Here is a 22693-nt window from a genome sequence, read left to right on the forward strand (position 1 = left end):
CCAAAAAAAGGTAACTTCTTAGAGTGACGTCTCCAGAGAAATCCCCGTTCTACATCACCACCGCAATCAGCTATCCCAATGGCGTGCCGCACATCGGCCACGCTTACGAGGTCATTGCGACTGATGCCATGGCACGCTTCAAGCGCCTTGACGGCCATGATGTGTTCTTCATGACCGGAACGGACGAGCACGGACTCAAGATGCAGCAGTCGGCCGAGAAGGAAGGCATCACTGCCAAGCAGCTCGCCGACCGCAACTCGGCAGCCTTCAAGCAGATGAGCCAGGACCTGGGGATCTCCCACGATCGCTTCATCCGCACCACCGATGAGGACCACTACGCCGCCTCCCAGGCCATCTGGAAGAAGATGGAAGCCAACGGCGACATTTACCTGTCCAAGTACGAGGGCTGGTACTCCGTCCGCGACGAAGCATATTACGTCGAGGACGACACCGTGGTGAAGGAGGACGGGCTCCGCTACTCCAAGGAGACCGACACCCTGGTTACCTGGACCGCCGAGGAAAGCTACTTCTTCCGACTCTCCAACTACCAGGAAAAACTCCTCGCGCTCTATGAGGAACTGCCTGAGTTCGGTGCGCCGCAGTCCCGCTTCAATGAGGTCATCAGCTTTGTACGGCGTGGTCTGGAAGATCTGTCCATCAGCCGCACCACGTTTGACTGGGGCGTTCCTGTTCCGGGCGATGAGAAGCACGTCATGTACGTCTGGGTTGACGCCCTGACCAATTACCTGACTGGTGTGGGTTACCCGGACATTGAATCGGAATCCTTCAAGAAGTTCTGGCCCGCTGACGTTCACGTGATCGGCAAGGACATCTCCCGCTTCCACGCCATCTACTGGCCTGCCTTCCTCATGAGCGCCGGCCTTGAACTGCCCAAACGCGTCATGATCCACGGCTTCCTCACCAATAACGGAGTGAAGATGTCCAAGTCCTTGGGCAACGTTGTGGCACCGCAGGATTTCGTGGCTCAGTACGGCCTGGACCAGTGCCGCTACTTCTTCCTCCGGGAAGTTCCCTTCGGTGCCGATGGCAACTACAACCACGAAGCAATCGTGGGCCGCATGAACGCGGACCTGGCAAACAACTTCGGCAACCTCGCCCAGCGTTCGCTGTCCATGGTGGCGAAGAACTGTGAAGGCAAGGTTCCGGTTCCAGGTACCTTCACAGCCGAGGACAACGCCTTGCTGGCGCAGGCCGGGGAACTGCTGGACACTGCCCGCGCCGCCTTTGACAAACAGGAATTCAGCCGGGCTCTTGAAGCGATCTGGACCGTTCTGGGCGACAGCAATGCGTATTTCGCTGAGCAGGCTCCTTGGGTGCTTCGCAAGACTGATCTTGAACGCATGAACACCGTCTTGTATGTCACCTTGGAGGTTGTCCGCATTGTGGCAATCCTCTCCCAGCCGGTGATGCCGGGTTCGTCTGCAAAGCTCCTTGAGGTTCTTGGGCAACCGGAAGGTGAGCCGCGCCAGTTCGCCGCGGTGGCAACACCGATTGTTGCCGGCACCCAATTGCCGGCGCCTGCTCCGGTTTTCCCGCGTTACGAAGAACCCGCTGAGGCGTAGGCCCAAACGCTCTTTCACCTAATAGCCGAAAACGGAAAAGGCTCTCTCACTTCCCCTGGTTTGACCGGGGGGTGAGAGAGCCTTTCCCGTTGCGGGCGTTGGTGGACTAAGCCGTTGCGAGACCTTCCACCGGTGACAACCGTGCCGCCCGACGGGCAGGAACCACGGAAGCCAGGAGTCCGGCCGCCACAGCTACCCCAAAGACAGCCGCCAGTTGGAGCCATGGCACCGCCGGGACAACAGTGGCTACTCCTCCCAGGGTTGCTTGAGCACCGAGCCAGCCGTAAACGATGCCCAGCCCTGCCCCGAGAATGGCGGCCACCCCGGCGACGAGGACGGCCTCGATGGCCAGCATTCCGCGAAGTTGGCCCCTGGTCAGTCCCAAGGCACGGAGCAGCGAGTTCTCGCGTGTCCGTTCCAAGACCGAAAGGGACAAGGTGTTGGCCACGCCGATCAAGGCGATCACCACTGCGACACCGAGGAGCCCCGTAACCACCGACAACAGGACGTCGATGATGCTGTTGAAGGTCACCCGTTCAATAGCGGCCCCGCTGACAGTGCGCTCATGCACACCCAGTGCTGCGGCGATCTCCTTCTGGATTGCCTGCACACGATCTCCGGAGACGGAATCGTCCAGTTTCACCCACACCATGCCGGGCGTTTCCGGTAGCGCAGTGGAGGCGATGCTCGAGGTATCCACGAAGGCAGGAACGTGGCGGGTACGCAGGACCTTGGCGTCGAGGGAAACGGTACCCCCCGCCGTCGTAATGCTTGCCGGGCCTTCCGGGGAGTCCTCGGGTAAGTAGACGGTTCCCGGGGAAGGCTTCAGTTTGCTATCCCGCACCACGGAAGCGGCCTCGGCGGCGGAGAGACCGTAGATGGTCCTGCCGCCGTCGGGCGTCGCCTCATCATTCAGTGTTCCCAGCGGCTGCAGCAAAACGGCAGCGCTGACGCCGTCGATCGCTTTGATCCGCGATATGGCCTGGGCAGGATCACTGGCGTCCACTGCGGTCTGGGCCGACAGATCCACCGGATAGTTTTCCGCCAAGGTGTCGTTGAACGCGTGCCTGGAAGTGGCCGCCCCGGTCATCATGAGGGAGACCAAGGTGACGCCGATCAGCAGCGCAGCAGCAGTGGCGGAGGTTCGGGCAGGGTTTCGCGTCGCGTTGACTGCTGCGAGTTTGCCGGGCACACCGGCAGGTGCTGCCAGGCGGCCTGCCATGGCCACCACTGAGGGGATGAAGAGGCTGGAGCAGAGCAGGATGCCCACGAATGAGGCAGCACCGCCGAGCAGTGCCACCAGCAAGGAGACAGTCATGCTGCCGTAGACCAGCAAGGCGGCTCCGCCCAGCAGGGCCATCAGGCCGATGACCAGGCGTACCTTGCCTCGTCGGTTGCCTACGGAGGCGTCGTCGGCCGGGCGAAGGGCGGCTAGCGGAGCCACGGATGTGGCCGCCTTCGCGGGTACCAGCGCAGCCACAACGGTCAGCAACGTTCCAGCCGCCAGTCCGGTAAAAATGGCCGACGGCGGTACCGCCAACGTGGCGAAGGCTTGCTCAGGTTGGGACTTGGCCCATGCAATCAAGCCGGTCATCAGGCCGGTGGCAGCAAGGACGCCCAAAACCGAGGAAATGAAACCAACAACGAGTGCCTCCAGCATGACGGACCCGCGGATCTGTGCCCGGCCAGCACCAAGGCAGCGGAGCAAAGCCAACTCTCTGGTCCGTTGAGCCACCAGGACGGAGAACGTATTAGCCACCACCAGAGTGGAAACCAGGATGGCCACGCCTGCGAAGGCGAGCAGTACAACGGTCAGCTGGTCCTGCCCGGCACTGAGCATGGCAACTGTTGAAGTGACCTTCTCCTGCGCCGTTTCCAGCACGGGCTCAACGGTGCCCGTTGCTTCCATGCGGTGCGCGATGAAGTCCTTGGCGGCATTGACGTCTTCTCCGGGCTTGAGTGCGAACTGCAGCCCCGAGTATCCGGCGCCCGCGTCCTGGACGGCGTTGAGTACTGACTCGGAACCCACCAGCTGGGCAGCCGATGAGGAGAAGGGATCGTTGGTGGCCTTTATCAGGCCCGAAATGGTCACCTTTGCGGTCTTCACTGGTCCCGCACCCCGCAGTTCCAGGGTACTGCCGACAGTGAGACCCAGATGCTCGGCCGTCTTGACATCAATCGCGGCATCCAAGGCTTTTGATGGCAGGGACCCGGAGGAAAGCACTGCGCCATCAAGGGAGGCCGGCGCCGCATTGCGCAGCCGCCCGTACTGCTCACCCCCGCCGGCCTCAAATGTTACGTAGGTGGACCGTTCGGCATAGCTGTCCTGCACGGAGGGCGAAGAAGCAGCCGCATCTACCGCTGCCTGGGTGAAGGGCTCCCCGTTCTTGGACGTAGCAACAACGTCCGCGTTGCGGTAGGCCTCGCCAATACTCGCGCCCAGGGAGGCATTGGTGCTAGCGCCCACCATGAGGGTGGCCGAGAGGAACATGACGGACAACATGACCGCAAGGCCAATAGCGACGAACCGCCGGGAATGGGTGGTCAGCTGGGAAAGGGCAACCCGCAACATGCCTCAGGCCCCCAGCTTGCCGAGGGCGGTCAGCACAGAGTCTGCCGTGGGTTGGTGGATCTCGCCCACCAAGCCTCCGTCGCTCATCAACACCACGCGGTCCGCGTAGCTCGCTGCCACGGGATCGTGCGTGACCATGATGATGGTTTGCCCCATCTCCTGGCTGCTCCGGCGCAGCAACGCCAAGACTTCTCCGCCGGCCCTGGAGTCCAGGTTGCCGGTTGGTTCGTCACCAAACACGACGTCGGGACGCGTCAGCAGTGCGCGGGCAACGGCCACGCGCTGCTGCTGGCCGCCGGAGAGTTCGTGCGGTCGATGCTTCAAACGGTCTTTGAGCCCTAGGGTGCTGACAACGGTATCCAGCCATCCGGCGTCGGCAGTGGTTCCGGCCAAGGCGAGTGGAAGCGTGATGTTTTGCTCGGCAGTCAAAGTGGGCACCAGATTGAACGCCTGGAAAACGAAGCCGATCCGCTCGCGGCGGAGTGCGGTGAGCTGGCGGTCATTGAGCCCTGTCAGCTCTGTGCCGCCCAGCACGATCTTTCCGGAATCCGCCGTATCCAACCCGGCAAGGCAATGCATCAGTGTTGACTTGCCGGAACCGGAGGGTCCCATGATGGCAGTAAATTTTCCGGCGTCGAAGCTCACGGAGACCTCGTTCAGGGCGGTGACGCTGGTGTCGGCACGCCCGTAGCTTTTGGTTAGCTCATGAGCCTCGACGGCCGGACGCGCAGTGGCGCCGTCCGAACCTGCGGGACGGCCGGATCCTGACGGGTGGGGGAGAGACGTGAAAGTTGTCATGGTTCCACGCTATGTTTCAGCCCTGCCCTGCAGGATCGGGCCGCGGGCCCATTATTCCGCGGCCTTGCTCATACCGTGGTCTGAGTCTGGCTGACTCCCGGTAGAAAGCCGTTGTGCCGCCTTATTGCCCGGAGCGGCCAAAATGCAGGGCTGTCTAAGTACCCGGGGCCACGACGCCGGTCTCGTAGGCGATAACCACAACCTGAACGCGGTCCCGTGCGCCAAGCTTCGCCAGGATATGGCCCACATGGGTTTTTACCGTGGCCTCGGAAAGGAACAGTCCTGCCGCAATCTCCGGATTGGACTGACCCTGTGCGATCAATTGGAACACCTCGCGTTCCCGGGTGGTCAGGCGTTCCACGGCGGCAGCATGTTCAGTTTGCTCCGGCGTTTGGGTCCTCAGGAGCGGTGCCACGTGGTCAAGGAGGCGCCGGGTGGTGGAAGGAGCAATCACGGCGTCCCCGCGGTAGACGGTCCGGATGGCCTCGAGCAGTTCCTCCGGCGGTGCGTCCTTGAGCAGGAACCCGCTGGCGCCGGCTTGGATGGCGGCCAAAGCGTATTCGTCCAGATCGAACGTGGTCAGGACTACGATCTTGATCTCAGCCCGTTGGGAGCCGGAGGGTTGGGCCGCAGCTTGTTCCAGAATTCGGCGGGTTGCTTCAATGCCGTCCATCCCCGGCATGCGGACGTCCATCAGGACCACGTCGGCGGCAGTGGCGTTCAGGGCTTGGACGGCCTCGATCCCGTTCCCTGCCTCGGCCACCACCTCAAGGTCCGGCTGGGAATTGATGAGCATGCCAAAACCGGACCTCACTAATTGCTGGTCATCAACGAGTGCAACCCGAATGGGCGCAGGGTGTTCAGTCATGGCTAGGCCTCCGAATAAGGAATGAAAGCGGACACACGGAAACCGCCGCCCTGTACGGGGCCTGCGGTCAAGGAACCATCGTAGAGGGAGACCCGCTCGCCCATTCCAGGCAGTCCGTTACCTCCGCCGGCCGTGGGTGGATCTGCAGCGGCGCCCCGGCCGTCGTCGATGATGTCCAGTTGCAGTCCGCGGGCCTGCCACGTGAGGGTTACGCCCGCCGTCGCCTTGGGGCCGGCGTGCTTCATCACGTTGGTCAGGGCTTCCTGGATGATGCGATACGCCGTGAGTTCAGCGCCGGCGGGAAGGGCCCTGCGGGGTACACCGGTCTGTTCGAAGGCCACCTGAAGCGTGGCAGCGCGGAAGCCGAGGAGGAGTTCGTCCAGGTCCGAAAGCCGGGGTTGTGGACGCGTAGGGGAATCGTCGTCGGAGCGGAGGACCCCCAGCAGTCGTCGCATCTCGCCCAAGGAATCCCGGCCCGTGGCTGCGATGGTGGCTAGCGCTTCGGTGGCAAGTTCGGGTTTCGCTGCGGCGGCGTATCGTGCCCCGTCGGCCTGGGTAATGATGACTGACAGTGAATGGGCCACGATGTCGTGCATCTCGCGGGCAATGTGGGAGCGTTCGTCGGCGGCAGCCAGTTTCCGTTCCTGCATCTGCTCCACTTCGAGCCTCCGCGTACGGTCCTCGAGTGCTTGAAGCTGTAGCCGGCGGACGCGCGTGAGGTCACCAAGCGTCCAACTCACCAACACCAGCATCCAGATCAGCACGGTGTAGAGCGCGCCTATGGTCAAGCCCAGAATGCCCGATTCAGCCGTGGTGGAAAAGAGCCTGGTGGTGAGCATTACCCCACCCAGGAGTCCGGCCAGCAGGACCGTGCGGCTAGCCCACGCGGGCCCGTAAGCAGCCGTAGCGTAGATGACCAGCGGCACCGCGATCTGGCCCGCCACGGGTTCCGCGCCCACAGCCCATTGGATGAGGCACACCAGGATGACGACGCCGGCTGCCACCGCCGGGCGGGTGCGGCGCCAAGCCAGGGGGAACAGAAGGCTGCAGGACAGGAGGAAAAGCCAAGGCCTGTCTGCGACCAGATATACGGGACCGAAGAGGAGAATCAGCAGGCACGTTGCCGTCATGTCCACTTTGAAGCGGTTGATCCGGAACCATTCGTAAGCTGCGTGCCTTCTATCCACGCTATGACTCTATGCGTTGGGTTCGGGCACGGACATCATGCCGTGGTCTGAGACTTCCGCCCACGCGCACAGGATTTGTTCGAGGAGTGAGACGATTTTGACCAGCATGTGGATTGCTTGGCTAGATAGAACCATGAGTGCAACGTCCATCAATCTCGCTGTCATCCCTGGCGACGGCATTGGCCCCGAGGTCATCGCCGAAGCCGTCAAGGTCCTGGAAAAGGCTGTCGTCGCTGAAGGCGTTGCCCTCGAGCTGACAAACTACAAGCTCGGTGCCCAGCATTGGCTTGAGACCGGCGAGACCCTTCCGGAAGAGGTCCTGGCAGATCTGCGCACCCGTGATGCAATTCTCTTTGGTGCGGTGGGCGCCGCTCCCGGCGATACCCGTATCCCGTCGGGCATCATTGAACGGGAGATGCTGCTCAAGCTCCGCTTCAGCCTGGACCACTATGTGAACCTGCGCCCGTCCCGCTTGTACGGAACCGTCGGCAGCCCTTTGGCTAACCCCGGCACCATCGATTTCATCGTGGTTCGCGAAGGTACCGAAGGCCCCTATGTGGGCAACGGTGGCACCCTGCGCGGCGGCACGCCCCATGAAGTAGCCACAGAAGTCTCCCTCAACACCGCCCACGGTGTGGAGCGCGTTGTCCGGGATGCCTTCCGCCGCGCCAGCGAGCGTCCGCGCAAGCACGTCACCCTCGTCCATAAGCACAATGTGCTGGTTTTCGCCGGACACTTGTGGAAGCGCACGGTGGAGGCTGTGGCCAAGGAATTCCCCGAAGTCACCCATGACTACCTGCACATTGACGCGGCCACCATCTTCATGGTGACCGATCCTTCCCGCTTTGATGTCATCGTCACCGACAACCTGTTCGGCGACATCCTCACCGACCTCGCCGCTGCCATTACCGGCGGCATCGGCCTGGCGGCATCGGGCAACATCAACATGGACCGTACGGCACCGTCCATGTTTGAACCCGTCCACGGCTCAGCTCCGGATATCGCCGGCCAGCAGAAAGCCGATCCCACTGCGGCCATCCTCTCCGCAGTGCTGCTCCTGGACCACCTTGGCTACACCACGGCGGCCCGCAAGATCGAAGCGGCAGTAGTCGCCGACGTCGAAAACCGCACCGGCGAGCCACGCAGCACTGCTGCCATTGGCGATGCCATCGCGGCCGCACTATAGGCCCAATTCTCAGGCGTAAGCTTGTGTTGAATTATTTACCTGCTTCCCTGGTCCGTCGCTGAACCACACCCTTTTGGGCCGGTTCGCCCTGCCAGGTAGCTGACTGTGGAGGAAACATGACTCAGACTGCCCATGGCGTCGAATTCAGCCAGCAGCTTTCGGAAACCCCGAAGTCCGCTGAGGAGCGTGCAGCCGTCCTGGCGAACCCGGGATTCGGCGACTACTTCACCGACCACACCGCCGTCGTCGACTACAAGGTTGACGCCGATGGCAATGGCGGTTGGCAGAATGCGCGGATCGAGCCTTATGGACCCATCTCCCTGGACCCCTCGGCGGCTGTCCTGCACTACGGCCAGGAGATTTTCGAGGGCCTGAAGGCATACCGCCACGCCGACGGTTCCGTCTGGACCTTTCGGCCCGAGGCCAACGCAGCGCGCCTGAACAAGTCGGCCCGCCGCCTTGCCCTTCCTGAGTTACCGGAGGAGTACTTCATCGGTGCCGTCCGCGAACTCGTCCAGGCTGACCGGGAATGGGTTCCTTTCGGCGACGGCGAAGCCCTTTACCTGCGCCCGTTCATGATCGCCACGGAGGCGTTCCTTGGTGTTCGCGCTGCCCGCGAAGTGTCCTTCCGCGTCATCGCTTCCCCCGCCGGCAACTACTTCGGTGGCGAGCTCAAGCCTGTTTCCATCTGGATCTCCCGCGAATACGCTCGTGCGGGTCGCGGCGGAACCGGCGCTGCCAAGTGCGGCGGGAACTACGCAGCTTCCTTGATCGCGCAGCAGGAAGCCGAAGCGAATGGTTGCAAGCAGGTATTGTTCCTGGACCACTTCAACGACGACGCCGTGGAAGAACTCGGCGGCATGAACGTGTTCTTCGTTATGAAGGACGGCTCGCTGGTCACTCCCGCCCTCAGCGGCACCATTCTTGAGGGTGTCACGCGCATGTCCGTCATTCAGGTGGCCAAAGACATGGGCCGTGAAGTCACCGAGCGCAAGATCACGCTCGATGAGTGGCGCGACGGCGTTGCTTCCGGTGAGATCGCCGAAGTCTTTGCTTGCGGTACGGCGGCTGTGATCACGCCGATCGGCGTGCTCAAGGACGCCACGGAATTCATCGGCTCCGAGGACGCGAAAGCCGGGGAAACCACCATGGCCATCCGCCAGCAGCTCTTGGGCATTCAGACCGGAACGGTCCAGGACACCCACGGCTGGCTGACCCGTCTGGTCTAAACCCCGCAAAACACGACAGCGGCCCTTCCACTTGGTGACAAGTGAAAGGGCCGCTGTTCTGCTTTCCCCGGCCCTCTTTCACATCCCTCGGGTTTGGGGCGGACGCTCTTGCACATCCCTTGGGTTTGGGGCGGACGCTCTTGCACCTTCCGGCGGGAGCGTTTGATCGCGACGACGGCACCTTGGTGAGGTACGGCGTCGAGCCTGGTGGGAAGGGCTTGGGATGTGAGAGACGGTTGGTGGGAAGGGCTTGGGATGTGAGAGACGGTTGGCGGGAAATGCCAGGGATGTGAGCGAGCATGGATTCAGTGCCAAGATGGGACAGTGACTTCAGAATCAATGGCGACTTCCGGTAACTCACCCACAAGTGACTCCTCTTTCCTGCAGCGCGGCAGTGAACTCACCCGCTTCCGGTTGGCCCCGAACCCGGGGCCTATGAGTTTGGACGGCACTAACTCGTACATCATCGGCGCGCCGGGCTCCGGTCATGTGGCGGTGGTGGACCCGGGACCGGCTGATGAACGGCACCTGGCGGCACTCGCATCGGCGGGCGTCGTGGACGTAGTCCTCATTACGCACAGGCATGCTGACCATACGGAGGCATCAGCGCGTTTCCACCAAATCACCGGGGCGCCGGTCCGCGCTGCGCTGCCGGAGCATTGTCACGGTGGTGAGCCTTTGATGGACCGCGAAGTCCTGACGGTGGGTGGCGTGGAGATCCGGGTGGTGGCGACCCCGGGCCACACGTCCGACTCCGTTTGCTTCCATCTCCCTCATGACGGTCCCACCGGATCCGTCCTGACCGGCGACACCATCCTGGGCCGTGGAACCACTGTGCTGGATTACCCCGATGGCCGCTTGGGCCACTACCTGACAAGCCTGGATCGGCTGGAAGCCCTCGGTCCAGCAACGCTCCTACCGGCCCACGGTCCCGTGCTCCCTGCGTTGGACGCAAAATGCCGCGAGTACCGCGAACACCGCGAACAGCGCCTCGAACAGATCAGGGCGGCGCTGATATCCCTGGGACAGGATGCCTCGATACCCGCCGTCACAGATGCCGTTTATCCCGACGTCGACCCTTCCGTCAGGTGGGCGGCGGAGACTTCCGTCGCAGCCCAATTGGATTACCTCCGAAGCTAGAGCCGGACTGTAGGCTTGAGCTCATGCGTATCGCCCGGTTTGTAGTTGATTCTGATCCCCTTTACGGCGTTGTTGAAGGCGAGCCCGGCAGTGAGGAAATCACTGTCATCAACGGCGACCCCTTCTTTAATGGTGTTGAACGTACCCACGTGAAGCACAAGCTCGAGGACGTGCGGCTCCTCGCTCCGATCATTCCCCGAAGCAAGGTCATCGGAGTCGGCAGGAACTTCGCCGAGCACGCTGCCGAACTCGGCAACGAGGTTCCCCAGCAACCACTGCTGTTCCTCAAGCCCAACACTTCGGTGATTGGCCCGAACGATCCCATCATCCTTCCTGAGTTCTCGGAGGAGGTTTCCTTCGAAGCCGAGCTGTGCGTTGTGATCGGCCGGATCTGCAAGGACGTTCCCGAGGACCGTGCGGACGATGTCATCTTTGGCTACACCTGCGGCAACGACCTCACCGCCCGTGATGTTCAGAAGACTGACCTTCAGTGGGCGCGAGCCAAGGGGTTCGACACCTCCGCGCCACTGGGTCCGTGGATTGAAACCGAACTTGACCACGAGGACCTGGCCATCCAGGGCCGCCTCAACGGCGAACTCCGCCAGGATGGCAGTACCAACCAAATGATCCGTGGCGTACGCGAGCTTGTTTCGATCGTTTCGCACGCATTCACCCTGCTTCCCGGCGATGTCATCATGACCGGCACCCCCGCCGGTGTAGGTCTGGTCACCGAGGGCGACCGTTTCGAAGTGGAGATCGAAGGCATTGGCCGGCTCTCCAACCCGGTGGTTCGCCGCTAGGCTACCCGTCAATCGTTGAACCTCGACGGCGGGCACTTGCCTCACACCTGAAAGGTGAGTGCCGCCGTCGGGCGCGACATGCCGGGAAACCGAAGCGGTGCCAAGCGGTAAAGTTGGAACCACTATGACTACTGCTTCTGCGTCGAACGCTGCCTCCAGCGCCATCCCTGCCGTCAACGCCGAGACTCCGGTCCGCGTCCGTTTCTGCCCGTCACCCACGGGAACACCGCACGTTGGCCTGATCCGCACCGCCCTGTTCAACTGGGCCTATGCACGCCACACCGGCGGCAAGCTGGTCTTTCGCATCGAAGACACGGACTCGGCCCGCGACAGCGAAGAGAGCTACCACCAGTTGCTGGACGCCCTGAAATGGCTCGGCATCAACTGGGATGAGGGCGTGGAAGTTGGTGGACCGCATGAGCCGTACCGGCAGTCCCAGCGCGGCGACATCTACCAGGACGTCATCGCCAAACTCAAAGCCGGGGGACACGTCTACGAGTCCTACTCCACCCCTGATGAGATCGAAGCGCGCCACAAGGCAGCCGGCAGAGACCCCAAGCTGGGCTATGACGGATTCGACCGGCACCTGACGGATGAGCAACTGGCACAGTTCAAGGCGGAAGGCCGCGAAGCCGTCCTGCGCCTTCGCATGCCGGACGAGGACCTGACTTTCAACGATCTCGTCCGTGGTGAGATCACCTTCAAGGCCGGTTCAGTTCCCGACTTTGCTGTTGTCCGCGCCAACGGTGCTCCGCTCTACACCCTGGTGAACCCCGTGGACGACGCCCTCATGGGGATCACCCACGTCCTTCGTGGTGAGGACCTCCTGAGCTCCACTCCGCGTCAGATCGCACTGTACCGCGCCCTCTACGCCATTGGTGTGGCCGAGTACATGCCGGAGTTCGGCCACTTGCCATACGTCATGGGCCAGGGCAACAAGAAGCTTTCCAAGCGGGACCCCGAGTCCAGCCTGTTCCTGCATCGCGAACGTGGCTTCATCCCCGAGGGCCTGCTCAACTACCTCTCGCTGCTTGGCTGGTCCTTGAGTGCGGACGAGGACATCTTCACCGTGGAGCAGCTGGTGGCCAACTTCGATATCCATGACGTCCTGGGCAACCCTGCACGCTTTGATATCAAGAAGGCCGAAGCCATCAATGGAACCCACGTGCGGATGCTTGCGCCGGAGGACTTCAAGGAACGCTTGGTTCCCTATCTCCGTGCTGCAGGTTTCGTAGGGGAAATCCTGACGCCGCGCCAGGAAGAGATCCTCGCCGAGGCGGCCCCTCTGGTTCAGGAACGCATCACCCTCCTGGGCGAGGCTCCCGAGATGCTGGCCTTCCTCTTCAAGGCCGATGACGCCATAGATGTTGCCGACGATGCCCGCAAGGGTCTTCCACAGAACCTGGAGGAAGTACTCGATGCTGCCTTGGCGGCACTGGAACCGATCGGGGAGTGGACGGCGGAGAACATCCAGACCGCCCTTAAGCAAGCTCTGGTTGAGGACCTGGGCATTAAGCCGCGGGCAGCGTTCGGGCCTGTGCGCACCGCCATTTCAGGACGTCGCATTTCTCCGCCGCTGTTCGAGTCGATGGTGATCCTGGGCAAGGATTCCTCGCTCGCCCGTGTCCGCGCCTTCCGCGGCTAGCAGCAGGATCGGTCATGGCTATCTCAAGTTCCTTCGGCACCGTCCGTGGTGTTCTTTTCGACATTGACGACACCTTGGTGGACCTTGAGTACGCCATGACAACGGCACTCCGCGATGTCAGCGAGCATCTCCTGCCCGGCCTGGATCAGGCCGGGTGGGTGAAGTTCGGGCGCATCTTCACCCACGAAACCACTCACTTCTATGACCGCTATCTTGCCGGGGAGTTGACCTTCAATGAGCAACGACTCCTACGGGGCAGGGCGGCTTTGGGGCACTTCGGCGTGGAGCTGCAGGACGGCGAGGCGGCCCAAGCGTGGGTGGCCGAGTATCACCAGCGCCAGACTGCATACGTGCGGGCATTTGAGGATGTTGAGGGCGTTCTCGACGCTCTCGATGCTGCTCGCATCCCCTACGGTGCCGTTAGCAACAATGTTCATGATTACCAGCGGGCCAAGCTTGATGGTGCAGGCCTGTCAAGGATCAAAATCCTCGTAGGAACAGACACGGTAGGGGTGCCAAAGCCGGACCCGGCAATATACCTCGAAGGCGTGCGCCTGCTGGGCACCGGGCCGGGGGAGACACTATACGTTGGCGACAACAGGCTGCTTGATGCTGACGGTGCCACGGCTGCAGGCTTGATCGGCGTGTGGCTGAACAGGACCGGGGAAGTGGTGGAAGGGTTCACCGGACGCCAGGTGGACTCCCTGTCGCGACTGCTGGTGACGGCTCCTTCTGCGGCGTAAGAATCGTGTGATGCAGGTAACGGCTTTCCGATTTGTGCCGGTGACAAGACTCCGGTAGAGTCATTACTCGTGCTGAGGGGCACGGAGGGAAAAGCTGAGGGAAACCACGGCGCAGATCTTCGGTCCGAAAGTCACTTTGGGATATGGTGTAATTGGCAACACTACGGTTTCTGGTACCGTCATTCTAGGTTCGAGTCCTGGTATCCCAGCTCTGAAATTCCGCGTAAATTCGCTGGAAGTTCAGATGTTTCAAGTCGTTGAGTCGATTTGGAGCGAAGCTGAAAGTGTGAAATACTCGTTCAGCTTGATCGCCGGAAACGGTGAAAAAAGTGCGAGGCCCCATCGTATAGCGGCCTAGTACGCTGCCCTCTCACGGCGGTAACGCGGGTTCGAATCCCGCTGGGGTCACCAGCAAATCCCCCGGAACTACGGTTCCGGGGGATTTCTTTTTGCCCGGTTTTGTCCTCTGTGCTTGCGTCGCCACTGTGATGGGGATCGGGCTGGCATGATGATGCTGTGACCGCTAATGATGATCAGAGAGCACGCCGGGCTACCCAAGCTGCCCAAGGCGCGGCAGCCGCCGTCGAGACCTTGGAAGCTGCCCGTGCAGAGCTTGCGGCCACAACACTTCCGCTTGCCGTGCCGGAAGTCCGTGAGGCCCGTCAGTGGATTCGTGAGTCCTTGGCGCAGTTGGATGACTACGTGATTCCCCGCTACCGGAGCTTGGATGCTCCGCTGCTGGCGGTTGTGGGCGGTTCCACAGGCGCAGGGAAGTCCACGCTGGTCAACGCGCTGATCGGCTATCCCGTGACCCGTGCCGGAGCTATCAGGCCCACCACGCGCCAGCCCATCCTTCTCCACCATCCTCTGGACGCGGAGTGGTTTGAAGGCCGGCGGATTCTTCCCGGGCTGGACCGGCTCCGCGGCACGGTCTCAACAAGTCCTTTGCCGGCGCATCAAGCAGGTGCCACTCCCGACGCGCAGGCCATCACATCTTTGGTTCTGGTGGGACACGAATCGGTGCCCCAAGGAATAGCGCTCCTGGATGCTCCCGACGTCGATTCGATCTCCGATGACAACCGCAGGCTTGCCGGACAACTGCTTGCCGCCGCTGATCTTTGGGTGTTCGTCACCACGGCAAACCGCTATGCCGACGCCGTGCCTTGGCGTTTGCTCCTTGATGCAGCATCGCGGGATATCACCGTAGCCGTGGTCCTGGACCGCGTTCCCGCTGCTGCAGAAGAGGAAGTCAGGACTGACCTTCAGGCAATGCTGGACCGCCAAGGGCTGGCTGAGGCGAAACTCTTCGTTGTTCCGGAAAGTGCCCTGGACGGGCTGAGGATGCTTCCGGAGGAATCCGTGATCCCCTTGCGCCGGTGGCTGGGCGCTTTGGCAGCTGACGCAGCGGGGCGGGCGGAGGTGGCCCGACGAACACTCAATGGCGCTGTCAAGGCTGTGAGCGTCCGTTTGGAGGGAATCGCGGGTGCGGCTGCTGCGCAGGATGCCGTCGCCAACGATCTTCGGATGGCGTGTGTCGCGGAGTATGAGCAGGCGCTCTCGCGAATTTTGGAGGCCACCAAGGACGGCGCATTGCTTCGTGGCGAAGTGTTGGCGCGGTGGCAGGACTTTGTGGGGACAGGTGAGTTCTTCAGGGTGCTCGAGCAGAATATCGGGCGGATGCGGGATCGTGTAGGGGCTTTCTTCCGCGGCGAGCCGGCTCCCGCTGTGAAGGTTGAAACCGCCATTGAGACAGGGTTGCAGGCGGTGATTCTGGACGAAGCCGCGAACGCGGCCGAAAACGTGGACAGGCGTTGGCGTGTCGATGCTGCCGGCCGGGAACTCCTTGGTTCGGAGGACCTTTCGGGAACCGGCGATGGCTTTGATGTGAAGGCCGCAGCAGCCATTCGCTCCTGGCAGGAGGGGCTGATGGAGATGATCCGCACCCAGGGGCAGGGCAAGCGGACCCAGGCCCGGTGGCTGTCCTTCGGTGTCAACGGGCTCGGTGCTGCGCTCATGGTGGTGGTGTTCTCCATGACTGCCGGCTTGAGTGGCTTGGAGATCGGCATTGCGGGTGGAACGGCCGTTGTTGGCCAGAAGTTGCTGGAAGCTGTGTTCGGCGAGGACGCAGTGCGTCGTCTGGCCCAGCAGGCCAGGGATGATCTGCATACTCATTGCCAACGGCTCCTGGATGATGAGAGGGAACGGTTCCTCGGCCGGCTTGAGGCCGCCCACACGGGTTCAGGAGATGACCTCGCCCGCTTTGCCCAAGCACTGCGCGGCCTGGCAGGGGCAGCATGAGCCGCCACGGACAGGTACGCGAGTCCTCCCTGCTGCAGCGCAGGCTTGAGTCCCTGAACACTGCGCGGGAGCTGGCTGAAGGCGTGCTCCCGGATCCGGAACTGCAATCCGTTTACGAAGTCCTGGAGCGCGCTACCTCACGGCGGTCATTGTCGGCAGATCACACTGTGGTGGGATTCTTCGGGGCGACAGGCAGCGGGAAATCCTCCCTGTTCAATGCCGTTTCAGACAGCGGGCTCGCAACTGCCACTGCGCGGCGTCCCACAACGTCTGCACCCTTGGCAGGCATTTGGGGCGAGCAAGGCAGCGGGCCGTTGCTTGACTGGTTGGACGTCAAAGAGCGGCATACGCTGCCGCCGGTTCCCGGGCTCGCGGATGAGCACACCGGTCTGGTCCTGCTGGATCTGCCGGACTTCGATTCCACCAGGGTGGAAAACCGGGAGATCGTACAGCGGATGGTGGGCATGGTTGATGTCCTGGTATGGGTTTTGGACCCGCAAAAATATGCCGACGCTGCTGTACATCATGATTTCCTTCGCCCCATGGCCTCTCACGGAGCGGTGACGCTGGTTGTCCTGAACCAGGTGGACAAACTCAGCCCAGCCGACGCAACCGCCGTGATGCAATCTTTGGAAGGCCTTCTTGCCCGGGACGGCTTGGGGAAGGTTCGGGTTCTGAGCTCCTCAGCGTTAACGGGCGACGGCGTCCAAACCCTCCGCGGGGCCATCAGGAAGGTCGTGGTTCAGCGGGAGGCAACAACAGAACGCCTCGCGGCGGACGTTGCAAAGGCGGCCGGGGAACTTGCCATTGCCTCCGGCGAGGGCGAAGCCCGGGGAGTCAAGGGCGGAACGAAGGCCCGCCTAGCATCTGAATTGTCGACGGCGGCGAACGTACCGGTGGTGGTGGACGCCGTTCAGCGATCTTTTAAGCGGGAGTCGGCCAAGAGGACAGGGTGGCCGGTTACACGGTGGCTTTTGCGTTTCCGGCCGGACCCGTTGCGGCGATTGAACCTGGGCAGGGATGACACCAGGCCTGAGCTGAACAGGACGTCCCTGCCACCGGCCGGCGCGCCCGAGAGGGCGCGGACGGATGCGGCCGTCAGGGATTTTGCCGACGAGGCGTCAACGGGAGCTCCTGGTCCTTGGCGTGCTGCCATCCGCAGTGCGGCAAGGGACGGGCGGGAGGAGTTGCCTGACGCGCTGGATCAAGCCATAGCAGGCACTGACCTGTCAGCGGGTAAGCGTCCCCTGTGGTGGATGCTTTTCAATACCCTCCAATGGATTTCGCTCCTGCTCGCAGCAGGGGGCTTGGGTTGGTTGGGTGTTTTGGCAGCGCTGGGCTACTTTCAAATGCCAGTGCCGGAGGTGCCTCGAACTGAGGGGTGGCCGTGGCCTACCTTAATGGTTGCCGGGGGAGTGGTGTTGGGTGTCGCCCTGGCCGTCATTGGAAGGATTCTTGGTGGTTGGGCAGCACGGGTCACGGCGTCGAGGGCAGGGAAGCGGTTGAGGGCCGCTGTGGCGGCGGTTGCAGAGCAGAGGATCGTGGAGCCTGTTGAGGTGGAAGTCACCCGTTTGAGGGCTTTCAATGCGGCACTGAAGGCAGCACGATCAGGTTAAAGGCTCGCCGGCCTAAGGCCCTGGTTTGGAGTTCACAGCTCAAAGGGCTGCAGCGGCGTCCCTGACTTTGATGAGGGTACGCAGGTTCCTGGTAGTAGTGCTGGCTTTGTAGCGTGCCTTGGCCGAGAGTTTGCTGAAGGGGCTGTCCAGCGTCCCACCGGCAGGGGCCAGCCAAGCGGAGGCCTCCGGGCCGAGCCGCACTTGATCCACTCCACCAAGCGCTTCGCCGGCCTGGAACAGTTCATCAAGCATGGCTGGATCAGAGGCAAGGGTGATGTAGCTGTGCATAGATTTGTCGTCCGCGGGGTACGGGCATGCGTCGACCAACTCGCCAACCCTTGCGGCGGTGAGGACAACCACCCAGGCGTCGTAACCAAAGCTTTCCCGCAGGCACTCCTCGAACTGCGCCTTGAGGTCCTTGGGGCTGAGTTCGCTTTGCAGCACCACGTTCCCGCTGGCAAGCAAGGTCTTGACCTTGGTGAACGGGTAGTTCTTGAGGGCTGAGGTGAGATCGGCCATCTTGATATTGATGCCCCCCACATTGATGCCGCGGAGGAAGACTGCGTAGTTGTTCACGTTAGTCATTGTTCTTGCGCAGGGCTTCGGTCAGGACGCGGGCGGCGTTGCAGACCACTTCGGCGTGAAGGCGACCCGGCTGGCGGGTGAGGCGTTCAATCGGACCTGAAATGGATACTGCCGCAATGACCCTTCCGGAGGGTCCGCGAACGGGGGCTGAAACCGAGGCGACCCCGGGCTCGCGCTCGCCGAGGCTCTGACCCCAGCCCCGGCGTCGTACGCCTGCCAGGACGGTGGGTGTAAAGCGGGCGTTTTGCAGCCCTTCCAAGAGGCGATCGTGGTCTTCCCACGCGAGTAAGACCTGCGCGGCGGAGCCCGCCTTCATGGAGAGCTGGGTCCCCACCGGAATGGTGTCGCGCAAGCCGATGGGCCGCTCTGCTGAGGCCACGCAGACACGCCAGTCACCTTGGCGGCGGAAGATCTGCGCGCTTTCGCCCGTGGCGTCACGGAGTTGGATGAGGACAGGGCCGGCGGAGGCGATGAGCCGGTCTTCGCCGGCAGCGGAAGCGAGTTCCACCAGCCGGCTGCCCAGGACGAACCGTCCTTGGATATCCCGGCTTACCAGGCGGTGGTGAACCAGGGCCAGTGCGAGGCGGTGAACCGTGGGCCGGGCAAGGCCCGTGGCCGCCACAAGTTGCGCGAGAGTGGTGGGTCCGGCCTCAAGGGCATCGAGTACTTGGGCCGCTTTATCAATGACACCGACTCCACTAGAATTGTCCATGTAATGATATTGCCGTCTCAATATCTGAGATGCAAGTTGTTTCGCTGGCCTATTTTAGCGCCGGGCTGCTTCAGTGGAACAAGAACAACGCAACAAGCCAATCGCAGTGAAGGGAGCAAGGCCGTGGGAAAGACACTGGCCGAGAAAGTCTGGGACGCGCACGTAGTGCGCAAGGGTGAAGGCGAAGGAGCCAATGCCCAGCCCGACCTTCTCTTCATCGACCTGCACCTCGTTCATGAAGTGACATCCCCGCAGGCATTCGAAGGCCTGCGCCTGGCCGGCCGTCAACTGCGCCGGGCGGATCTGACCATCGCCACGGAGGACCACAACACTCCCACGCTGGACATCGACAAACCCATTGCGGACCTGACCAGCCGCACGCAGATTGAAACCCTTCGCGCCAACTGCAAGGAATTCGGCGTCCGCCTTCACTCCCTTGGCGACAAGGAACAGGGAATTGTGCACGTCGTGGGTCCGCAGTTGGGCCTGACCCAGCCGGGTATGACCGTGGTATGCGGCGACTCGCACACGTCAACCCACGGGGCCTTCGGTGCGCTGGCCATGGGCATTGGCACCTCCGAGGTGGAGCACGTCATGGCCACCCAGACGCTGTCTCTGAAGCCGTTCAAGACCATGGCCATCAACGTTGAAGGTACCCTGCGTCCCGGCGTGACCGCCAAGGACATCATCCTCGCTGTCATCGCCAAGATCGGGACAGGCGGCGGTCAGGGATACGTGCTCGAATACCGTGGCTCGGCCATCCGTGCTTTATCCATGGATGCCCGCATGACCATCTGCAACATGTCCATTGAAGCCGGCGCCCGCGCCGGAATGGTGGCTCCGGACCAGACCACGTACGACTACATGCAGGGCCGCCCCCACGCGCCGGAAGGCGCAGACTGGGATGCCGCCGTCGAGTACTGGAACACGCTGAACACCGACGCCGATGCCACCTTCGACGTCGAAGTTGACCTTGACGCTGACACCCTGGAGCCGTTCGTGACCTGGGGGACCAACCCGGGTCAGGGCGTCTCACTGTCCGCCAAGGTGCCCTCGCCCGACGACTTCGGTGACGAGAACGCCAAGGCAGCTGCCGAGCGCGCCCTGCAGTACATGGGCCTCGAAGCCGGCACCCCCATGAAGGACATCCGCGTGGATACCGTCTTCCTGGGATCTTGCACCAACTCCCGCATTGAGGACCTGCGCGTTGCTGCAGACATCATTCGTGGCCGTGAAAAGGACCCCAACATCCGCATGCTGGTGGTTCCGGGCTCAGCCCGAGTCCGGCTGGAGGCCGAAGCAGAGGGCCTGGATAAGGTTTTCAAGGACTTTGGCGCTGAATGGCGTTTCGCCGGATGTTCGATGTGCTTGGGCATGAACCCGGACCAGCTGGAGCCGGGGGAGCGTTGTGCCTCAACATCCAACCGCAACTTTGAGGGGCGCCAGGGCAAGGGTGGCCGCACCCATCTTGTCTCACCCGTGGTGGCTGCAGCCACGGCTGTCCGTGGCACGCTGAGCTCGCCGTCGGACCTTGAGTCCGCTGCCGCGGGCACCCTGACCGGAATCGCAGTCTAGGAGGATCCCATGGAAGCATTTACTACCCACACCGGCGTCGGCGTTCCACTGCGCCAGAGCAACGTAGACACGGACCAGATCATCCCCGCTGTGTACCTCAAGCGCATCACCCGCACAGGGTTCGAGGACGCTTTGTTCGCTGCCTGGCGGAAGGATGAGTCCTTCATCCTGAACCAGGCCCCGTTCAATGCCGGCTCCGTGCTGGTTGCCGGACCCGATTTCGGCACAGGATCGTCCCGCGAGCACGCTGTCTGGGCGTTGAAGGACTATGGCTTCAAAGCCGTTCTCTCCTCACGCTTCGCTGACATTTTCCGCGGCAACTCCGGAAAGCAGGGATTGCTGGCTGCAGAGGTTTCCCAGGATGACATCGAACTGATCTGGAAAGTTCTGGAGAACCACCCGGGTACTGAAATCAAAGTGGACCTGGTGTCCAAAACGGTCGAGTGCGGCAATGTGGTGGCGCCGTTCGAGATTGACGACTACACGCGGTGGCGCCTCCTGGAAGGCCTCGACGATATCGGTTTGACCCTTCAGCATGAGGAGGACATCACGGCTTACGAGGCCACGCGCCCGGCCTTCAAGCCCAAGACGCTGCCAGCGAAAGTTGATGCCCGGTAGCCTTTGATGTGAGGCCGCAACCTCGCGGTCAATGGACCGGCCGGCCCCCTTCGGGAGGGCCGGCCGGTCCTTTTTCGTTCGGGTATTTCTGAAACCCGATCAGCGGCGCGTCGGGCGGTTCCATTTCGGATCGGTAAAGCGAGCTTCTATGCTTAGCTGGAGCCTTTGTAAGTTTGGGGGGCGAGTAGTCGTGAGGAAACCGGTATAGATGAGTAGTGTTCTGACAATCCGCGGTGGCGTCCCGTTGACCGGGCGAGTGACCGTTCGCGGTGCCAAGAACCTGGTGCCCAAGGCCATGGTGGCGGCGTTGCTGGGCAGCGAACCATCGGTGCTGAGGAACGTGCCGGAAATCAAGGACGTAGAGGTTGTCACCAGCCTGCTGCAGTTGCACGGCGTGACCGTTGTGAAGGATCCCGAATCGGGCGACCTCACTCTGGATCCCAAGGAAGCAAAGACGGCCTCCAGCACGGCGATTGATGCCCATGCCGGTGATTCGCGGATTCCCATTCTGTTGTGCGGGCCCCTGATTCATGCGATCGGTGAGGCCTTCATCCCGGATCTGGGCGGCTGCAAGATCGGCGACAGGCCGATCGACTATCACCTTAACGTTCTGCGGCAGTTCGGCGCCGTGGTGGAAAAGCGCCCGGGTGGCATCCACATCTCCGCTCCAAACGGTCTGCACGGAGCCAAAATTTCGCTGCCATACCCCTCGGTAGGGGCCACCGAGCAGGTGCTGCTCAGTGCAACGCGTGCTGAGGGCATCACCGAACTCATTGGCGCGGCCACGGAACCGGAAATCATCGACCTCATTGCGGTCCTGCAAAAAATGGGCGCCATCATCAGCGTTCAGACGGACCGGACTATCCGGATTGAAGGCGTTAAGGACTTGCGTGGCTATAACCACCGCGCGCTCCCGGACCGCAATGAATCAGCGTCCTGGGCCTCTGCTGCCTTGGTGACGCGCGGCGACATCTACGTTGAGGGCGCTTCCCAGCGCGACATGATGACGTTCCTGAATACCTACCGCAAAGTGGGCGGTGGCATGGACATCGGCGATGACGGCATCCGTTTCTACCACCAGGGCGGTAAGCTCTCCCCGCTCGTCCTGGAGACGGACGTTCACCCGGGATTCATGACGGACTGGCAGCAGCCCTTGGTGGTTGCCCTCACGCAGGCAGAGGGCGTCTCGATCGTCCACGAGACCGTCTATGAAAACCGTTTCGGATTCACCGAGGCACTTGCGCGCATGGGTGCGAACATCCAGGTGCACCGCGAGTGCTTGGGCAGTGTTCCCTGCCGGTTCGGACAGCGGAACTTCCTGCACTCAGCAGTGATTTCAGGTTCCACTCCACTCAGGGGCACGGACATTGACATTCCGGACCTCCGGGGCGGTTTCAGCCACCTCATCGCAGCACTGGCTGCCACGGGAACCTCACGCGTTACGGGCATTGACATCATCAACCGCGGTTACGAGCGCTTCACCGAGAAGCTGGCCGGGCTGGGCGCCGATTTCGATATCACCACCACCAAGTAGCGGG

General features: G+C 62.2%; 19 protein-coding genes and 2 tRNA genes. 14 read left to right on the top strand and 7 right to left on the bottom strand.

The genetic code is table 11. The features are described from left to right. Window positions 1-23 precede the first annotated feature (23 nt). Window positions 24-1583, top strand: coding sequence for a methionine--tRNA ligase (gene metG, locus J7I86_RS10465; protein ID WP_214819461.1), 1560 nt, complete (start codon window positions 24-26; stop codon window positions 1581-1583). Window positions 1584-1689: 106 nt separating this feature from the next. Here the strand turns inward: metG and J7I86_RS10470 are convergent, their stop codons facing one another. The 5 genes from J7I86_RS10470 to J7I86_RS22760 all read right to left on the bottom strand — a co-directional run bounded on the left by J7I86_RS10470 (window position 1690) and on the right by J7I86_RS22760 (window position 7143). Then, window positions 1690-4155 (bottom strand): ABC transporter permease, encoded by a 2466-nt coding sequence (locus tag J7I86_RS10470; RefSeq protein ID WP_214819462.1) that lies wholly within the window; start codon window positions 4153-4155, stop codon window positions 1690-1692. 3 nt (window positions 4156-4158) lie between these two features. Next, window positions 4159-4953 carry an ABC transporter ATP-binding protein gene (locus J7I86_RS10475; RefSeq protein WP_214819464.1) on the bottom strand — a complete coding sequence of 265 codons (795 nt, stop codon included), beginning with the start codon at window positions 4951-4953 and terminating at the stop codon, window positions 4159-4161. Between the two features lie 154 nt (window positions 4954-5107). Further along, a complete protein-coding gene (locus tag J7I86_RS10480; protein WP_214819467.1) occupies window positions 5108-5821 on the bottom strand; it encodes a response regulator transcription factor in 714 nt (237 codons plus the stop codon). A 2-nt stretch (window positions 5822-5823) separates the two neighbouring features. After that, window positions 5824-6951 carry a histidine kinase gene (locus tag J7I86_RS10485; protein WP_214819669.1) on the bottom strand — a complete coding sequence of 376 codons (1128 nt, stop codon included), beginning with the start codon at window positions 6949-6951 and terminating at the stop codon, window positions 5824-5826. Window positions 6952-7017: 66 nt separating this feature from the next. Then, a complete protein-coding gene (locus J7I86_RS22760; RefSeq protein ID WP_286179519.1) occupies window positions 7018-7143 on the bottom strand; it encodes a hypothetical protein in 126 nt (41 codons plus the stop codon). Here J7I86_RS22760 and J7I86_RS10490 point away from each other — a divergent pair. The 10 genes from J7I86_RS10490 (at window position 7142) to J7I86_RS10535 (ending at window position 17665) form a co-directional block, all read left to right on the top strand. Further along, the gene (locus tag J7I86_RS10490; RefSeq protein WP_214819469.1) at window positions 7142-8194 is read left to right on the top strand and encodes a 3-isopropylmalate dehydrogenase; all 1053 of its coding nucleotides are present in this window, start codon (window positions 7142-7144) and stop codon (window positions 8192-8194) included. The genes J7I86_RS22760 and J7I86_RS10490 overlap by 2 nt on opposite strands. A gap of 116 nt (window positions 8195-8310) precedes the next feature. Next, window positions 8311-9423, top strand: a complete 1113-nt coding sequence (locus J7I86_RS10495) for a branched-chain amino acid aminotransferase (protein WP_214819471.1) — start codon at window positions 8311-8313, stop codon at window positions 9421-9423. 339 nt (window positions 9424-9762) lie between these two features. Further along, on the top strand, window positions 9763-10563 hold the full coding sequence (locus J7I86_RS10500) for an MBL fold metallo-hydrolase (RefSeq protein ID WP_214819671.1): 801 nt from the start codon (window positions 9763-9765) through the stop codon (window positions 10561-10563). A 23-nt stretch (window positions 10564-10586) separates the two neighbouring features. Next, window positions 10587-11363 carry a fumarylacetoacetate hydrolase family protein gene (locus J7I86_RS10505; protein WP_214819473.1) on the top strand — a complete coding sequence of 259 codons (777 nt, stop codon included), beginning with the start codon at window positions 10587-10589 and terminating at the stop codon, window positions 11361-11363. 124 nt (window positions 11364-11487) lie between these two features. Further along, window positions 11488-13008 carry a glutamate--tRNA ligase gene (gene gltX, locus J7I86_RS10510; RefSeq protein WP_214819475.1) on the top strand — a complete coding sequence of 507 codons (1521 nt, stop codon included), beginning with the start codon at window positions 11488-11490 and terminating at the stop codon, window positions 13006-13008. A gap of 14 nt (window positions 13009-13022) precedes the next feature. After that, window positions 13023-13751, top strand: a complete 729-nt coding sequence (locus J7I86_RS10515) for an HAD family hydrolase (protein ID WP_214819477.1) — start codon at window positions 13023-13025, stop codon at window positions 13749-13751. A 137-nt stretch (window positions 13752-13888) separates the two neighbouring features. Continuing rightward, window positions 13889-13960, top strand: a tRNA-Gln gene (locus J7I86_RS10520). A gap of 126 nt (window positions 13961-14086) precedes the next feature. After that, window positions 14087-14162: transfer RNA gene (locus tag J7I86_RS10525), tRNA-Glu, on the top strand. Between the two features lie 105 nt (window positions 14163-14267). Next, a complete protein-coding gene (locus J7I86_RS10530; RefSeq protein WP_214819480.1) occupies window positions 14268-16049 on the top strand; it encodes a dynamin family protein in 1782 nt (593 codons plus the stop codon). Further along, window positions 16046-17665 carry a GTPase gene (locus tag J7I86_RS10535; protein WP_214819482.1) on the top strand — a complete coding sequence of 540 codons (1620 nt, stop codon included), beginning with the start codon at window positions 16046-16048 and terminating at the stop codon, window positions 17663-17665. Before J7I86_RS10530 ends, J7I86_RS10535 begins: the two co-directional genes overlap by 4 nt. A gap of 39 nt (window positions 17666-17704) precedes the next feature. On the opposite strand, the gene J7I86_RS10540 is transcribed toward J7I86_RS10535, so the two are convergent. After that, a complete protein-coding gene (locus J7I86_RS10540) occupies window positions 17705-18241 on the bottom strand; it encodes a DUF1697 domain-containing protein (RefSeq protein WP_214819484.1) in 537 nt (178 codons plus the stop codon). 1 nt (window position 18242) lies between these two features. After that, entirely contained in the window at window positions 18243-18962 is a 720-nt protein-coding gene (locus J7I86_RS10545) for an IclR family transcriptional regulator (RefSeq protein ID WP_014922101.1), read from the bottom strand. A 123-nt stretch (window positions 18963-19085) separates the two neighbouring features. On the opposite strand from J7I86_RS10545, the gene leuC reads away from it, so the two are divergent. The 3 genes from leuC (at window position 19086) to murA (ending at window position 22689) form a co-directional block, all read left to right on the top strand. Next, the gene (leuC, locus tag J7I86_RS10550; RefSeq protein WP_214819486.1) at window positions 19086-20537 is read left to right on the top strand and encodes a 3-isopropylmalate dehydratase large subunit; all 1452 of its coding nucleotides are present in this window, start codon (window positions 19086-19088) and stop codon (window positions 20535-20537) included. A gap of 9 nt (window positions 20538-20546) precedes the next feature. Further along, entirely contained in the window at window positions 20547-21155 is a 609-nt protein-coding gene (gene leuD / locus J7I86_RS10555; RefSeq protein ID WP_214819488.1) for a 3-isopropylmalate dehydratase small subunit, read from the top strand. 208 nt (window positions 21156-21363) lie between these two features. Further along, entirely contained in the window at window positions 21364-22689 is a 1326-nt protein-coding gene (gene murA / locus J7I86_RS10560; protein ID WP_214819490.1) for a UDP-N-acetylglucosamine 1-carboxyvinyltransferase, read from the top strand. Window positions 22690-22693 lie beyond the last annotated feature (4 nt).

The organism is Arthrobacter sp. ISL-95, from assembly GCF_018613695.1.
Lineage (GTDB): Bacteria > Actinomycetota > Actinomycetes > Actinomycetales > Micrococcaceae > Arthrobacter.

What these genes read in the sequence shown, in the direction of transcription:
- J7I86_RS10545 (WP_014922101.1), bottom strand. Translation starts at nt 18,962, where the DNA reads ATGGACAATTCTAGTGGAGTCGGTGTCATTGATAAAGCGGCCCAAGTA.
- J7I86_RS10495 (WP_214819471.1), top strand. Translation starts at nt 8,311, where the DNA reads ATGACTCAGACTGCCCATGGCGTCGAATTCAGCCAGCAGCTTTCGGAA.
- murA (WP_214819490.1), top strand. Translation starts at nt 21,364, where the DNA reads ATGAGTAGTGTTCTGACAATCCGCGGTGGCGTCCCGTTGACCGGGCGA.
- J7I86_RS10515 (WP_214819477.1), top strand. Translation starts at nt 13,023, where the DNA reads ATGGCTATCTCAAGTTCCTTCGGCACCGTCCGTGGTGTTCTTTTCGAC.
- J7I86_RS10505 (WP_214819473.1), top strand. Translation starts at nt 10,587, where the DNA reads ATGCGTATCGCCCGGTTTGTAGTTGATTCTGATCCCCTTTACGGCGTT.
- gltX (WP_214819475.1), top strand. Translation starts at nt 11,488, where the DNA reads ATGACTACTGCTTCTGCGTCGAACGCTGCCTCCAGCGCCATCCCTGCC.
- J7I86_RS10490 (WP_214819469.1), top strand. Translation starts at nt 7,142, where the DNA reads ATGAGTGCAACGTCCATCAATCTCGCTGTCATCCCTGGCGACGGCATT.
- J7I86_RS10475 (WP_214819464.1), bottom strand. Translation starts at nt 4,953, where the DNA reads ATGACAACTTTCACGTCTCTCCCCCACCCGTCAGGATCCGGCCGTCCC.
- J7I86_RS10470 (WP_214819462.1), bottom strand. Translation starts at nt 4,155, where the DNA reads ATGTTGCGGGTTGCCCTTTCCCAGCTGACCACCCATTCCCGGCGGTTC.
- J7I86_RS10500 (WP_214819671.1), top strand. Translation starts at nt 9,763, where the DNA reads ATGGCGACTTCCGGTAACTCACCCACAAGTGACTCCTCTTTCCTGCAG.
- leuD (WP_214819488.1), top strand. Translation starts at nt 20,547, where the DNA reads ATGGAAGCATTTACTACCCACACCGGCGTCGGCGTTCCACTGCGCCAG.
- J7I86_RS10480 (WP_214819467.1), bottom strand. Translation starts at nt 5,821, where the DNA reads ATGACTGAACACCCTGCGCCCATTCGGGTTGCACTCGTTGATGACCAG.
- J7I86_RS22760 (WP_286179519.1), bottom strand. Translation starts at nt 7,143, where the DNA reads ATGGTTCTATCTAGCCAAGCAATCCACATGCTGGTCAAAATCGTCTCA.
- J7I86_RS10535 (WP_214819482.1), top strand. Translation starts at nt 16,046, where the DNA reads ATGAGCCGCCACGGACAGGTACGCGAGTCCTCCCTGCTGCAGCGCAGG.
- J7I86_RS10485 (WP_214819669.1), bottom strand. Translation starts at nt 6,951, where the DNA reads ATGACGGCAACGTGCCTGCTGATTCTCCTCTTCGGTCCCGTATATCTG.